Source organism: Pyxidicoccus xibeiensis (genome assembly GCF_024198175.1).
In the GTDB taxonomy this organism is placed as follows: domain Bacteria; phylum Myxococcota; class Myxococcia; order Myxococcales; family Myxococcaceae; genus Myxococcus; species Myxococcus xibeiensis.
In genome coordinates this window covers 92,107-107,029 of record NZ_JAJVKV010000023.1, presented here as the reverse complement: position 1 = coordinate 107,029, position 14,923 = coordinate 92,107, and the positions used below count along the sequence as shown (strand labels likewise).

Sequence of the window (14,923 nt, the reverse complement as noted above, 5' to 3'; positions counted from 1 at the left end):
ATTCCTTGCAAAGAGCGCCCGTAACACCAAGCGGTTACGTGCGAAGCGTAAACTGCCAGACAGGACGGACTGGTTTCAAGCCACCCCCCACCAGACCGCCTGCCTGCTCCTAGTTTTCGGAGATCTTCGAGCCCTTGATGATGACGTCACCGCTGGCGGTGACCTCAATCTTGGCGCCCTTGATGACGACGTCTCCGTTCTTCTTCACCTGCAGGGTGGCGGAGCCGACCTTGAGGGTGAACTGCTCCTGCGCGACGAGGGAGATTTCCTTCGCGGACAGGGTGTAGGCGTCCTTGACGGCGTGGTTCACCTTGCCGCCCACGCTGACCAGCAGGTCCTTCTCCACCTTGAGCGTGCGGGACTTGCCGACCTCCTCCGACAGGTCCCCACCGACCTGGAGGGTGCGCGAGCCTTTGACAGTCTCGGACTTCTTGGCGCCGACGACTTCGACCTTGGCGCCGCCGACCTGCTCGGACTTGAGGCCACCGACGAGCTCGTTGAAGGCGGCGCCCACGGTGACGGCGAGCGCGCCGCCGACGTTGAGCATCTTCCCCAGGCCGACCGTCTCCGCGGAGGCCATGGCCACGGTGAGGCTCTGGTTGCCGCTGACGCTGATGGACTGGTCGCCCGCGACGGCCTCGGTGTGGTTGCCGGCCACGGTGGTGGAGCGGTTGCCGGTGACGGCCAGCGTCTGGTTGCCGGAGATGGTGCTGTCGTCGTTCTTCTTCACCGTGAGGGCCTGGTTGCCCTCGATGGTGCGCGTGCGGTCCTTCTTCACCAGCAGGGTCTCGTTGCCGCGGACCTCCTGCGTCTTGTCGTTCTCCACGACGATGTTGAAGTCCTTCTGCGCGTGCAGATAGACGAGCTCGGAGCCGGCGGCGTCCTCGAAGCGCAGCTCGTTGGAGCCGTCTCCGCCGGGGCTGGAGCTGGAGCGCAGGGTGCTCTGCGTCTTGCTGCCGGGCAGGTCGATGGGCGTCGGGTTCTGTCCGTTGTAGACGCTGCCGGTGACGATGGGCCGGTCCGGGTCGCCCTCGAGGAACTCCACCACGACTTCATGGCCGATGCGCGGCAGGTACAGCGCGCCCCAGCCCGGGCCCGCCCAGGCCTGGCTGACGCGAATCCAGCAGGAGGCCTTGTCGTCCTTCTTGCCCTCGCGGTCCCAGTGGAACTGGACCTTGATGCGGCCGTGCTCGTCGGTGTGGATTTCCTCGCCCGCGGGGCCCACCACCATGGCCGTCTGCGCGCCGGGAATCACCGGGCGGGGCGTCACGCGCGGCGGGCGGAAGGGCACCTCGGCGGGTTGGCAGAGGAACTCGTTGCGGTAGCCCTCGCGGCTGCGCAGCGAGCCCTGCTCGATGCTCAGCGCCTCGGACTGGTGGCCCACGTGCCGGACGGACACCGGCAGGTACTTGCGGTTGAGGGCCGCGTCGGGGTGCTCGGCCAGCTCGAAGGAGTGGCCCACGCAGACGCGGCGGCTGTAGCTGGCGCCCGTCACCGTCTCCGCGCGGGCGCGCAGCTCCTCCAGGCGCACCTTGGCGAGGCTGCGGCCGGAGCCGGGCTCCTCGTAGCGGCCCGGGTAGTCGTAGATTTCGAGCGCCGTCTCGCCGCCCTCGGCCTCGGACACGGCGCCCAGGTCCTGCGAGGGGCGCAGGAAGTTGTAGTCGCGCAGCGCCACGGCGCCCGGCTGCACCTCGGTGCGCGCCACCAGCTCGTGCACGTACTCCTCCGAGGCCACCATGTGGCTGCGCTCGCGGAAGACGAGCTGGGGCTCGCCCTGCATGGCGGGGTTGGCGGAGGCGCCGTCACCCAGCACCATCATGTGCGCGTCCTCGCCGTGCTCGAAGAAGTAGAAGATGCCCTCCTCCTCGAGGAGGCGCGAGACGAAGTCCAGGTCGGACTCGCGGTACTGCACGCAGTAGTCCCGCTTCGGGTACGAGCCGTTGAGGGCCAGCCGGTGCTCCACCTTCGCCTCGTCCAGCACCTTGTGGACGATTTGAGGGACGGTCAGCTCCTGGTAGATGCGGCTCTTCTTCCGGTGGCGCAGCGTCCACAGCCGGGGCACCACGGTGGCGCGGTAGCGCCGGCGCTCCGGGCCGCTGCCCTCGTCCCAGCGGGACATGCGCGAAACGATGCCATGGAAGAAGCGCGCGGTGCCGTCGCCCAGCATGATGGTGAGGCGCGCGTCCTTGCCCAAGAGCGACTTCTCCTCCACCTCCACGTCGGGCCGGGCGGCCAGGGCCACCTCCACCGCGTAGGGCTGCGACAGCGTCTCCTCCGCCTCGAAGCCGAGGACGGCCAGCTCTCCGGAGGTGAAGGGCCCTGCCTGGAACTCGAACTCGGCCTGATTGGCGAGCAAGGCGGCGTTCGCGATCATTTTTGAGCCCCCGGCGCAAGGCCCCGCCAGGACGACGGAACCCGTGAGTGGTGCGGCAGCATGCCACGAATTGGACTATCAGGGAGGGCTGACGCGAAATTTTCATTGCAGTCGTGACGGGTGCGCGCAGCAAGCAGGCAAATTCGTGCGGGGCCATCCGGCTGGAGTCGGGATTCGGTGTAGAGTGGAAAAGGGGGGCCGGCTTGAAAACGCGGGTAGCTCCGGGATACCCAGACGGCTTCCACCCGGGAGAACCATGAGAAGAAGAGAGCTCCTGCACCGAGGGCTCGCGCTGGCACTGGCGCTGACGTCCACGGCCGCTGCCGCGCAGAGCGCCTTTCCCAGCTTCGAGCTGGAGCGGCTGGAATTGAATCCCGGGGGGGAGGGCTCGCTGCTGGTGGGCATGGGTGAGCTGCTGCAGGAGGGCGACCTGCGCTTCTCCGCGGTGGCGCACTACGCGCACAACCCGCTGCTGCTGGACCTGGATGGCCAGTCCCTGCGAATCGTCGGGAGCCGCGCCACCGCCCACCTCGCGGTGGGCTACGCGCCGCTGAGCTGGCTGCAGGTGGGGCTCCAGATTCCGGTGCTGTACCAGTCCACCGGGACGGAGGTGGAGACGGAAGGGTACCTGCGTCCCACGTCCTTCGGCCTGGGCACGCCCACCGCGTCGGTGCGCGCGGGGCTGCTCACGCAGGACGACAAGGGCGGCGTGGACCTGGCGCTGGAGCTGGCGGTGGGGATGCCCCTGGGCAGCGCGACCGCGCTGGCGAGGGACCCGGACCAGTGGCGCCTGTCGCCGAAGGTGATGGTGGGACGGCGCTTCGGGTTTTTGCGCGCCGGTGTGGAGGTGGGCTTCCTGCAGCGGCCCGAGCGGGCCCTGACGCCCCGGGTGGACCCGGAGGATGTGATTGGCAACGAGCTGCGCCTGGGCGCGGCGCTCGCCACGACGGGCCGGCGGCTGCGCTGGGAGGTGAACGTGCGCGGCATGCTGCCCTTGACGAGCCAGCCGGGCGCGGCGGAGGTCTTGCCGGGCATGCGCTATCTCGTGAATCCCTCGCTGGAGGTCTTCGCGCTCGTGGGCGTGGGCGTGGGCTCGGCGCCGGGCACGCCGCTGTTCCGGGCCATGGTGGGTGGTGCCTTCGGAAACGTGACGCCGCACCGCGGGCCGGGTGAGTCCTCGGTGAACTGCGAGCCGGGCCTGCCGCACACCATGGAGGAGTGCCCGGACATGGACGAGGACCACGACGGGGTGCGCAACTCCGTGGACCGCTGCCCCACCGAGCCGGGCGACATCGCGCGCAGCGGCTGCTCCGCCAAGGACACGGACAGCGACGGCGTCGAGGACACGCTGGACGGCTGCCCGTTCGAGCCCGGCCTGGTGGCGAACCAGGGCTGCGCCGTGCAGGACGCGGACAAGGACGAGACGCCGGACGACAGCGACAGCTGCCCGTCCGAGGCGGGACCCGCGGACAACCGCGGCTGCCCGGTGCGCGACGCGGACAAGGACGGCATCGACAACGACAAGGACGCGTGCCCCAACGAGTTCGGCCCGCCCGAGCGCGACGGCTGCCCCGAGCGCGACACGGACAAGGACACCGTGCCCAACCGCATCGACAGCTGTGCGAACGAGCCTGGCACCGTGAAGAACTTCGGGTGCCCGCAGCAAATCCAGCCGCTGGTGGAGCTCAAGCGCGACCGCCTGCTCTTGACGGGCAAGGTGTACTTCGACCCCGGCCAGATTCGCCTGCAGGCCCGCTCGCACGAGGTGCTCGACTGGGTGGCGAAGGTCATCAAGGAGCACCCGGAGATGCCGCTGTTCCTCATCGCCGCGCACACGGATGACCGTGGGTTCCCGGATGCGAACCGCCGGCTGTCGCAGGGGCGCGCGGAGTCGGTGCGCCAGTACCTCGTGAACAAGGGCGTCCCGCCCGAGCGGCTGGAGGCCCAGGGCTACGGGCAGAGCCAGCCCGCGGAGAGCAACGCGACCTCCATCGGTCGTGAGAACAACCGCCGCGTGGAGTTCCTGATTGTGGACCCGCAGGGTGACAAGGCGGGGGCCCCCCGATGAGGCCAGGAAAGAACAGGCTTATGAGAACGTCGCTGACCCATGCATGGGCGGTGGGTGCGTTGTTGCTGGCCACGGTGGCCGCGGCCGAGCCGGACTCCTTCGGCCTCGGCAGCGGGCGGGATGGCGCGCTGAACGTCACGTCCGCGGGCGTGAAGGTCAACGCCGCCGCGCGCGTGACGTCCGCCCTGGGGGCGGGGGCCACCTCCATCCCGGTGGCTTCCACCGCGGGCTTTGGAAACGGGGACCTGGTGCTGGTGCTCCAGGCCCTCGGGACGGGCGGCGCCGACGTGTCTGTTGCCGGCGAGCGCCGGGGCCAGCCCGCCGGGCGCTGGGAGCTGGCCCGCGTGGCCACGGTGAGCAGCCGGACGCTGAACCTCACGCGGCCGCTGGTGGAGTTCTTCGAGGCCCAGGGCACCCAGGTGCTCCGCGTCCCCGAGTACACCGACGTCACCATCGCTCGCGGCGGCAGCCTCGTCGCGGAGCCGTGGAACGGTGAGACGGGCGGCGTGGTGGTCTTCCTGGCCACGGGCACCGTGAAGAACCAGGGCCTCATCGACGCGCGCGGCGCGGGCTTCCGTGGCGGCGCGTACGTGCGCGACTGGAGCAACGCGGCGGGGTGCGGAACGCTGAGCCTGGTGGGACCGGGCGGCGCGCAGCGCGGAGAGAGCGTGGCGCCCGCGATGAACGCACTCCCGCTGGTGACGGGCCGTGACAACGACGCCAACGGTGGCGGCGGTGGCGTGTGCCGGCAGTCCGGTGGTGGCGGTGGCGGTCATGGCGGCGTGGGAGGGCAGGGCGGCAGGACGGCGCCTGACGACGGCGCGCGCGACGTGGGCGGCCTGGGCGGCGCCGTGTCCGGGCAGTCGCTTCAGGAGCGGCTCACCTTTGGCGGTGGTGGCGGCGCAGGGCACGGACTGGCGGACCCTCCGGGGCCGGATGGCGGTCGCGGTGGCGGCATCATCTTCGTGCGGGCCTCGCGGCTCGTCGGCGGCGGCCGGCTGGATGCCTCGGGTGAGGCGGGCGGCAGCTCCATCAATGACGGCGCGGGTGGCGGTGGTGCCGGTGGCAGCATCGCTGTTCGCGTCGCCGGGACGGCGTCGTGCGGGGAGCTCCTGGCCCAGGGTGGCAGGGGCGGGGACAGCACCGGGCGGGCGCTGAGGGCTCCCGGTGGGGGCGGCGGTGGGGGTCGCGTGCTGCTCCAGGCGGAGACGGGCTCGAGCTGTGAGGCGCGGGTGGCGCCGGGGCTCGCCGGCGGCGCGGTGGATGGCGGCTCGAACGGGGCCACGCCCACGGCGGTGGATGACAAGCGCTTCCAGGGCGTGGTGGAGCGGCTCGAGGGCGGCTTCCGCGTTCCTCCCGCGCCGGTGCTGGTGCTGCCGGCGGAGGGGGCGCTGCTGCCCACCGCGCAGCCGCTGTTCTCCGGAACGGCGCGGCCGGGTGACGAGGTCATCGTCTTCGTGAATGGTGACGCGCTGGGACGGACGCGCGCGGATGCCACCGGTGCCTGGGCCTTCGTGCCCGACGTCCGGCTCGCCGAGACGCCGCACCGGGCCTCCGCGGTGGTGGTGGAGTCCGGTGCCCAGGGCCCGCGCACCGAGGAGCGCATGTTCTCCGTGGACGTGACGGCCCCCGAGACGTCGGTTGGCCGGGCGCAGGGCCTGTCGTCCTTTGGAGAGGCCACGCTCGAGTTCAGCGCCACCGAGCCGGGCGTCACGTACCAGTGCAGCGTGGACCGCGGGCCCTTCAATCCCTGCCGGCCTCCCTATCGGATGACGGGGCTGGCGGACGGCAGGCACACGCTTCGGGTCCGCGCCCGGGATGGTGCGGGCAACGTGGACCTGTCGCCCGCGGTGTTTGACTTCGACCCGAATGCGGTGCCTGGCGTGCCGGTCATCACCGCTCCGACCAATAGGGCGGTGTTGACGGACGCCACCCCGACCATCAACGGTACGACCGAAAACAACTCGACGGTGCGCATCTACATCGACGACAGCTTCGTGGCTCAAGTGGACGAGACCGGAGGGGGGAACTGGACGTTCACACCGACCACGGCGCTCGCCCAGGGTGCCCACTCCGTCCGTGCCACGGCCACGAATCTTGATGGCACCAGCGTTTCGACCGCCGCCCGCCTCTTCTCGGTGGACTCCGAAATCCCGCCGACTCCTGCCGTGACCTTTCCGTCCCCAAGCCAGACGCTGAACACCGCCACGCCGACCTTCAAGGGGACCTTCACCGCGCCGGACCCGGGGATCCGGGTGCTGCTATCCATCAGCGGCGCGGCTGAGGTGGAGGCCCAGTTGGAGCCCTCCGGAAACTGGTCCTACACGCCCACCGCCGATCTGGCCCAGGGGGCGCGTACCTTGGTGGTCCGTGCCGTGGATGTCGCCGGGAATGCGAGTCCTCCGACGACGTCGCGCTCCTTCACCATCGACTCCGTGGCGCCCCCCGTTCCGGTGCTGCTGACTCCCGCGTCCGGGGCGCTGCTGACCACCCTGCGGCCCGTCTACAGTGGGACGTTGGGCACGGGAGCCACTACCGTCGAAGTGTACGTGGACGACGTGCGGGTGTCGGGAACGCCCACGGTGAGCGGCAGCAACTGGACGCTCACGCAGCCCACCGATCTGACGCAGGAACTGCACTGGGTGCGAGTGCTGGCAAAGGACGCTGCGGGCAACGCCAGCGCCTTCTCAGCGACGCACACCTTCACCATCGACCGCACCGCGCCGGGGGCACCGGTGGTGATCGCTCCCATGAGTAGCGTACCCCTCAACACCACCGTAGTGACGGTGCGGGGCACGGCGGAGGCGGGGTCCATCGTCTCCATCACCCTGGACACCCAGCCTCAGGGGACCGCGGTCGTCAACGCCCAGCAGGTGTGGAGCTTCGTGATTCCGCAGTCCGTCTCCGAGGCCACCCACACGCTCGTGGCGCAGGCACGCGACGCGGCCGGCAATGCCAGCGGAGACACCACGGTCTCCTTCTCCGTGGACGTCACGCCACCCCAGACCACCATCTCCGCGTCGCCGCCCAATCCCAGCAGCGACACGACGCCCACCTTCACGTTCACCTCGGAGGCGGGGGCCCGGTTCGAGTGCAGCCTGGACGGAGGCAACTACGGTAACTGCTCCGCCTCCTATACGCTCACGGTCGCCGAGGGTCAGCGCACCCTGCTCGTGCGCGCCGTGGATAATGCGAACAACGTGGACCCCACGCCCGCCGTCCACACCTGGCGCGTGGACACCACCGCCCCGGCGGTGCCGGCCATCGACGAGCCCGATGACGACGACTTCGTGAACACGGCGACGCCGCTCATCACCGGAACAGGAGAGGTCGGAGCCACCATCGTCGTGCGCATCGACAACACGGACCAGGCGACGACCCCGGTGGTGGACTCCGCCGGCAGCTGGCAGCTGCGGCTCGCCACCGCGCTGACCCCTGGCGGTCACAATGTCAGGGCGAGGGCCCGGGACGCCGCGAGCAATGAGAGCGCGGACTCCATCACCCACGACTTCACGGTGGATACGTCCGTGCCGGTTACGAGCATCGACACCGGCCCCGAGCCCCAGACCAACCTGCTCAATGCCTCCTTCGACCTGAGTGCTTCGGAGTCCCCCGTCACCTACGAGTGCAGCCTGGATGGCGCTGCCTTCGCCGCGTGCAGCGACCCCCATGTCATCACCGTGAGCGAGGGGGCCCACGTGATGAGGGTCCGCGCGAAGGACCGCGCGGACAACACGGATGCCACGCCGGCGGAGCACCGCTGGAGCGTGGACCAGTCCCCCGTCAGCACCTTCATCGAGGCGGGGCCGGCGTCCATCACCAACGACCCCGTCGCCGTGTTCCGGTTCGCCTCCAACAAGTCCGGGGTGACGTTCCGGTGCGTGCTCAACAACGGCACCGAGTTCACCTGCCCGGCGAACTACTCGGTGACCGTCGATGACCGTCCCCATCGGCTGGAGGTGGTGGCGGTCGACGGCGCGGGCAACCGGGATGCCTCTGCCGCCGTGGCCATCTGGGTGGTGGACACGGGCACTCCCAGTGCTCCGGCCATCACCGTGCCCGCGACGAATGGGACCCGGTCGACGCTCAACACCCCGACGATTGAGGGCACGGCCGAGGCGAACAGCTACGTCACCGTCATTCTGGGGGGGGTGGAGCAGCCCGAGAAGCCGGTGGGTGCCAACGGCAGTTGGACGTTTACCTTCGCCCCGCTCACGGATGGCACCTACTCGGTGACGGCCCGGGTGCGGGATGCCGCTGGAAACGTGAGCGCGGTGAGCGGCGTGCGCACCTTCATCGTGGACACGAACTCTCCGGAGACTAGCATCGTGAGCGGCCCCGGCACGCTGACTCGGGAGACCCTCGCCACGTTCGTGCTCGACTCGAATGACGACGCCGCGCTGTTCGAGGTCAAGCTCGATGCGGAGACGGTCTTCCGGCGGGTGCTCACTCCCTATGCGGTAACGGTGGGGCAGGGCCAGCACTCGCTGACGGTCCGCGCCGTGGACGAGACGGGCAACGTGGACCCCACCCCGGAGATCTACACTTGGTTCGTGGACAGCGTCGCGCCGGACATCCAGTTCACCAGCACGCCCGTCCGGACGCCTGGGGGACGCACCAACAATCTGACGGCGACCTTTGGCTTTGGTTCGAACGAGCCGGCGGTCGTCTTCGCGTGCAGCCTGGACGGCTCCGCGTTCGCTACGTGCCCCAGCCCGCCCAACTTCGCAGTCACGGACGGTGACCACACCCTGGTGGTTCGCGGCACCGACACGACCGGCAACCAGTCCGCGGACATCTCCTTCAACTGGACCGTGGACTCGAACCTGCCGGGGACGGAGCTCCTCGCTTCTCCTCCGGGCCTCACGAAGTCCTCGTCCGCGACGTTCCGCTTCAGCACGAACAAGGACAACGTCACCTTCGAGTGCGACCTGGATGGCAGGGGCTTCGCGCGATGCGGAAACGTGGTCGATGCGGCGAATCGCATCAGCGAGGCGGTGTTCTCGGGGTTGACCGATGGAGCGCACACCCTGCAGGTGCAGGCGGTGGACAACCTGGGCAACGCGGGCAGTCCGACGGACCTGTTCCGGTGGACGGTGGACCTGCTGACCCCTGAAACCACCCTGTCGCGCGGGCCGGACGCCATGGTGTCCACTCCCGAGGTCTCGTTCGAGGTGCAGACCGAGCAGGGGGCCACGCTGTACTGCAGCTTCGACAACGTGACCTACGACGTGTGCCCCGCGCCGCTCACGTTCACGCTCCAGGACGGCGCCTACACGCTGTACCTGCGCAGCCGGGATGCGGCCCTCAACGACGACCCCACTCCCGCCGAGTCCCGGTGGACCATCGACACCCTCGCGCCGGCCATCCCGGAGATGCTGACGCCCGCGGAGGGCCAGCTGACGAACGTGGGACGGCCTGTCTTCAGCGGGACGGCCGAGCCGAACTCCGGGGTGGTGCTCTTCCTGAATGGGACCCGGGTCCAGTCCATTGACGTGGACTCCGCGGGGAAGTGGAGCTTCGAGCCAGCCCAGAACCTCGGTGACGGCGACTACGAGGTGCAGCTGTTCGGCGTGGATGTGGCGAAGAACACCAGCGAGACCAGCGAGCCGCGGCACTTCACGGTGGACACGGATGCGCCGGAGACGCGTGTGGACGAGAAGCCGGGCGTGCGCATCCGCCTGGGGCGCGCCGCGTTCCGCTTCTCGTCGGACGAGCCCGACGTCAAGTTCGAGTGCGGCTTCAACGGTGAGGACTACGTCGATTGCTCCGCCACCCCCGTCTACGACGAGCTGTTGCAGGGCACGTACACGCTCAAGGTCCGGGCCGTCGACGTTGCTGGAAATCGGGACGGCTCGCCCGAGGTCATCTCGTGGCGCGTCTACCTGGGAGAAGACATGCGGACCAAGGGCGGTGGGCTGAGCTGCGCCACCGCGGGAGGGGAGGGCGGTTCGGCGCTGGCCCTGCTGGGGCTGGGGGGGCTTGCCCTGCTGGCGAGCCGGCGGCGCCGTCGCTGCTGAGCCCCGGGCGGAGTGATGTCGCTCCCCCGGCCGTTCAGGGATTGCGTGCTTGCGTCGGGAGGGGACTTCGGCTAACTGTCCCCCCGCCGTAGCCGGCATGCGGGATTAGCTCAGCTGGATAGAGCGTTGGCCTCCGGAGCCAAAGGCCACAGGTTCGAATCCTGTATCCCGCGCAGAAGACAAGGGCCCGGAGTCAGGAGCGCGTTGCTCCCGACTCCGGGCCTTCGTTTTTTCCGGAGCACCGCCTGACCGCCCTGCGCACGGCCCACCGAGCCCCTGGGCCCGGTGTCGCGGATGCCCTGTCCCACAGTCCCTGCCGGCTCGTATCGGCGTGCTCTTGTGCGCTCCGGAACTGTCCGCTATTCGGGAACGCTTTTCCCGTGGCCCATCAGCGGGCAAGGATTGGAGCGGTATGAAGCAGCGTCTTGGTGTCTATGCGTTGAGTCTGCTGGCAATCGTCGGGGCGTTCGGCTGCGGTGGTGAGACCGAGGAGCCGCCCGGGAACCGGGTGCCTGTGGTCTTCGATGCGCCCGATGCCCCCCAGCGGCTGGCGCTGGTGCCGGGCGACGCCCAGGTGACTGCGTCCTGGCAGGCGCCCGCGCACAACGGCGGCCGGTCCATCCTCAGCTACACCCTGCGCGCGCTGCAGGGGGGGCAGGTGGTCAAGACGGAGACGCTCACCGCGCTGGGGACGACTGTCACGGGCCTGACCAATGGCGCGGAGTACGTCTTCACCGTGGCCGCCACCAACGAAGTGGGTGAGGGCCCCCAGTCCGAGCCCTCGGCGCCCGTGAGGCCGCGAGCCATTCCCGGAGCGCCGCGCGAGGTCACCGCGACGCCGGCGAATCGGTCGGCGACGGTGTCCTGGACGGCGCCGCTGGACACGGGCATGCCCATCACCGGCTACACGGTGCGGGCGCTGTCGGGTGAGACGGTGGTGGCGACGGAGTCCGTGACGGGCACGACGGCCACGCTCACGGGGCTGACCAATGGAACCAGCTACATGGTCACCGTGACGGCGAACAATGCGGTCGTCTCGGGGCCGGCCTCGGCGCCGGTGGCGGTGACGCCCCGCACCGTCCCGGGCGTGCCCACCGTGACGCTCGAGGTGGGCGACGCGACCATCCGCGTGGTGTGGACCCTCGCCGACGACGGTGGCAGCCCGGTGGACCAGTTCATCATCCGGAGATACGTGGGGGAAACCCTGGTCAGGACGTCCTTCGGCGTCCCCGAGGGCTTCAGCCTCATCGTGAACGGGCTGACGAACGGCGAGACTTACTCCTTCACCGTCACAGCCCGGAATGCCGTCGGGACGGGGCCCACCTCGGAGCGTGTCTCCGGGACTCCGCAGCCGCAGCCGGAGCCGTAGGCGCAGGAGGGCAGGGCGTCACGCCTCCGGCCGGGGCTGCTCCTGCGCCGGCAGGTGGAAGCGCACGGTGCGCACGCGCCGGGGCGTGGAGTCGAGCACTTCAATCACCAGGCCGCCCTCGGCCTGGAGCTTCGCCCCCGGCTCGGGGATGGCGCCAGAGAGCGTTGGCCTCCGGAGCCAAAGGCCACAGGTTCGAATCCTGTATCCCGCGCAGAAGACAAGGGCCCGGAGTCAGGTGCGAGTTGCTCCTGAGTCCGGGCCCTCGTTTTTTCCGGAGCGCCGCCGCCTGTCCGCCCTGCTTCCGGCCCAACGCGCCTGCGGTCCGAAATCCTGGATGCCCTGCCGCGAAGTACCTGCGGGGTCGTATCCGGGTGCTCTTGTTTGCGGCGGAAGTGTCCGGTATTCCGGGACGTTTTTCCTCCTGACGCCCATTTCGTGGGCGAGGAGCGAAGCGGTATGACGAATCGTCTAGGTGCGTACACGTTGAGCCTGTTGGTCCTGTTCGGAGCCGTCGGCTGTGGTGACGAGGCCTCCGTGCCTGGTGACAACCGGGTTCCCGTGGCCTTCGACAGGCCTGATGCGCCCACGAAGCTTGTGGTGACGCCTGGGAACTCGCAGGTCACGGTGTCCTGGACGCCTCCCGCCTATTACGGCGGCAAGTCCATTACCAGCTATGCCGTGCGCGCCCTGGAGGGCGGGACGGTGCGCAAGACGGAGACGAGCACCACGACGAGCGCCACCGTCACCGGGCTGACCAACGGCACGTCGTACGTCATCACCGTGGCAGCCATCAACGAAGTTGGCGAGAGCGAGGCCTCGGAGGTTTCGGCGGCCGTCATGCCGTACGACAGGCCCGGAGCGCCCCGTGCCGTCACCGCGACGCCGGGCGACCGGGAGGTGACGGTGACCTGGACGGAGCCGGAAGCCCCCGGCCTTGCCATCTCCGGCTATACCGTCCAGCTGCTGTCGGGGGAGACGGTCGTCGCGACGCAGACGGTGACGGGGACGAGCGCCACGTTCAGCGAGCTGACCAACGGGACGCGCTATTCGGTCACCGTGGCCGCGAGCAATGCCGTGCTCGCGGGCCCGGCCTCGGCGCCCGTCGCCGTCACGCCACGGACGGTGCCGGGTTATCCCACCCTGGATGCCCGGCGCGGGGACGCGCCGGCGCTCATCATCCTGTCCACGTCGATTGCCGACGACGGTGGCAGCCCGGTCAAGGAGGTCCTGGTGACGATTCGCGAGGGCATGACGGAGACGGTCGTTCGCACCGCGTCCCTCTTCCCTCCCTTCACGCGGTCGCTCTCCATCTCCACCCTGCCGATCGACAAGCTCTACTCGTTCCAGGCGGTCGCCAGGAACGACGCTGGCGTGGGTCCGCCCTCGGCGCGGGTGTTCGAGATTCCCCGCTCTCCGCCGTCCCCGCCCACGAACCTGGTGGTCACGCCGGGAGACGGCCGGGTCCACGCCCGCTGGCAGCCGCCGACCGAGCCGAACGCCCTGCCCGTGCAGATCTATCGGGTGTCGTTCAGGGATGCGGGTGGCCCGGAGCCCATCGATACCACGGAGCTGAACATCACGATCACGGGGCTGACCAATGGCGAGTCCTATCGCGTGGTCGTCGAGGCGGTGAACGAGGCGGGAATCAGCGATCCGGTGTGGGACCCGGACGGCGTCGTTCCGGGCCCGACCCTGACGCGCTGAGCGTCGCACGCTGAAATGAAAGAGGGCCGGACGCCACCAGGGCTTCCGGCCCTTCTTCATTTCAGGCCCTCGTCACGCCTCCGTCTGGGGCTGCTCCTGCGCCGGCAGGTGGAAGCGCACGGTGCGCACGCGCCGGGGCGTGGAGTCGAGCACTTCAATCACCAGGCCGCCCTCGGCCTGGAGCTTCGCCCCTGGCTCCGGGATGGCACCCCCGGCCAGGGCGATGCACAGGCCCGCCACCGTCGAGTAGTCCTGGTCCTCGTCCAGCTCCAGGCCCAGCTCGCGGTTGACGTCCCGGAGGCTGGCGGAGGCCAGCACCACCGCCACGGAGGGGCCCTCGCGCTTCACCCACTCCTCGGGCGTCTCCGACTCGCTCAGGATGTCCCCGACGAGCTCTTCCACCAGGTCCTCCACCGTCACCAGGCCCACCACGCCGCCGCGCTCGTCCACGATGACGGCCAGCTGCATGCGCCGCTTCTGCAGCTCCTTCAGCGCGTCCATGGCGCGCATGGACTCCACGAGGAAGAAGGGCGGGCGCATCACGTCCTCGAGGACGATGAGGTTGCCCTCCCAGGCCACCCCGAGCAGGTCCTTGGCGATGACGTAGCCGACGATGTTGTCCAGCGTGTCCTCGTACACCGGCATGCGCGAGTGGCCGCGCTCCAGCAGCACCTGGCGGATGTCGTCCGCGCTGGAGTGCCGCCGCAGGGCGACGATGCCCTCGCGAGGCACCATCAGCTCGCCCACCGTCAGGTCGCCCATCTCGAAGGCCCGCGAGGCAATCTCGCCCGCCTTCGGGTCCAGCGTGCCGTGCTTCGCCGCCTCCTCCACCAGCTGCTGCAGCTCCTCCGCGGACAGCCGGCCCTCGACGAAGGTCGTCCTGTCGCCGAACAGCCGCAGCACCACGTTGGACGTCGCCGTGAGGAACCACACCACCGGGCGCATCAGCCAGGACAGCCCGCGCAGGGGCCGGCCGATGAGCAGCGCGTAGCGCTCCCCGGCGCGCAGGGCGAGCGACTTGGGCACCAGCTCGCCCAGCACCAGCGACAGGTACGAGACGAAGGCCACCACCGCGGCGAAGGCGACGTCGTCCGCCTGCTGCTCGGGCACGCCCAGCGACGCCAGCACGCCGCCCAGCCGGGTGGCGATGCTCGCGCCGCCGAAGGCCGCCGCCGTGGCGCCGATGACGGTGATGCCAATCTGCACCGTCGCCAGGAAGCGCTCCGGGTCCGCGCGCAGCGCCTCCACCGCCTTCGCCGAGCTGCTGCCCTCGTCGATCAGCTCCTTCAGCCGGGTCCGGCGGAGGGAGAGCACCGCCAGCTCCGCCCCGGCGAAGACGCCGTTGGCGAGGACCAGCAGCAGGATGATGACGAGCTCGGTGACGATGA

6 protein-coding genes and 2 tRNA genes are annotated in these 14,923 nt (G+C 69.9%); 6 read left to right on the top strand and 2 right to left on the bottom strand.

The features are described from left to right. Positions 1–109 precede the first annotated feature (109 nt). Positions 110–2,374, bottom strand: a complete 2,265-nt coding sequence (locus LXT23_RS46680) for a type VI secretion system Vgr family protein (RefSeq protein ID WP_253987015.1) — start codon at positions 2,372–2,374, stop codon at positions 110–112. Between the two features lie 256 nt (positions 2,375–2,630). Between LXT23_RS46680 and LXT23_RS46675 the strand changes: the two genes are divergently transcribed. The 6 genes from LXT23_RS46675 to LXT23_RS46650 all read left to right on the top strand — a co-directional run bounded on the left by LXT23_RS46675 (position 2,631) and on the right by LXT23_RS46650 (position 13,535). Continuing rightward, complete coding sequence (locus tag LXT23_RS46675) at positions 2,631–4,442, top strand: OmpA family protein (protein ID WP_253987014.1); 1,812 nt, start codon at positions 2,631–2,633, stop codon at positions 4,440–4,442. Between the two features lie 20 nt (positions 4,443–4,462). Next, complete coding sequence (agmC, locus tag LXT23_RS46670; protein ID WP_253987013.1) at positions 4,463–10,462, top strand: adventurous gliding motility protein AgmC; 6,000 nt, start codon at positions 4,463–4,465, stop codon at positions 10,460–10,462. Between the two features lie 99 nt (positions 10,463–10,561). After that, a tRNA-Arg gene (locus LXT23_RS46665) sits at positions 10,562–10,635 on the top strand. Between the two features lie 239 nt (positions 10,636–10,874). Further along, positions 10,875–11,831, top strand: a complete 957-nt coding sequence (locus LXT23_RS46660; RefSeq protein WP_253987012.1) for a fibronectin type III domain-containing protein — start codon at positions 10,875–10,877, stop codon at positions 11,829–11,831. A gap of 140 nt (positions 11,832–11,971) precedes the next feature. After that, positions 11,972–12,044: transfer RNA gene (locus LXT23_RS46655), tRNA-Arg, on the top strand. 243 nt (positions 12,045–12,287) lie between these two features. After that, positions 12,288–13,535 (top strand): fibronectin type III domain-containing protein, encoded by a 1,248-nt coding sequence (locus LXT23_RS46650; protein ID WP_253987011.1) that lies wholly within the window; start codon positions 12,288–12,290, stop codon positions 13,533–13,535. A 72-nt stretch (positions 13,536–13,607) separates the two neighbouring features. Here LXT23_RS46650 and LXT23_RS46645 read toward each other — a convergent pair whose 3' ends face one another. Next, complete coding sequence (locus tag LXT23_RS46645) at positions 13,608–14,894, bottom strand: hemolysin family protein (protein WP_253987034.1); 1,287 nt, start codon at positions 14,892–14,894, stop codon at positions 13,608–13,610. Positions 14,895–14,923 lie beyond the last annotated feature (29 nt).

What these genes read in the sequence shown, in the direction of transcription:
- LXT23_RS46650 (WP_253987011.1), top strand. Translation starts at nt 12,288, where the DNA reads ATGACGAATCGTCTAGGTGCGTACACGTTGAGCCTGTTGGTCCTGTTC.
- agmC (WP_253987013.1), top strand. Translation starts at nt 4,463, where the DNA reads ATGAGAACGTCGCTGACCCATGCATGGGCGGTGGGTGCGTTGTTGCTG.
- LXT23_RS46675 (WP_253987014.1), top strand. Translation starts at nt 2,631, where the DNA reads ATGAGAAGAAGAGAGCTCCTGCACCGAGGGCTCGCGCTGGCACTGGCG.
- LXT23_RS46680 (WP_253987015.1), bottom strand. Translation starts at nt 2,374, where the DNA reads ATGATCGCGAACGCCGCCTTGCTCGCCAATCAGGCCGAGTTCGAGTTC.
- LXT23_RS46660 (WP_253987012.1), top strand. Translation starts at nt 10,875, where the DNA reads ATGAAGCAGCGTCTTGGTGTCTATGCGTTGAGTCTGCTGGCAATCGTC.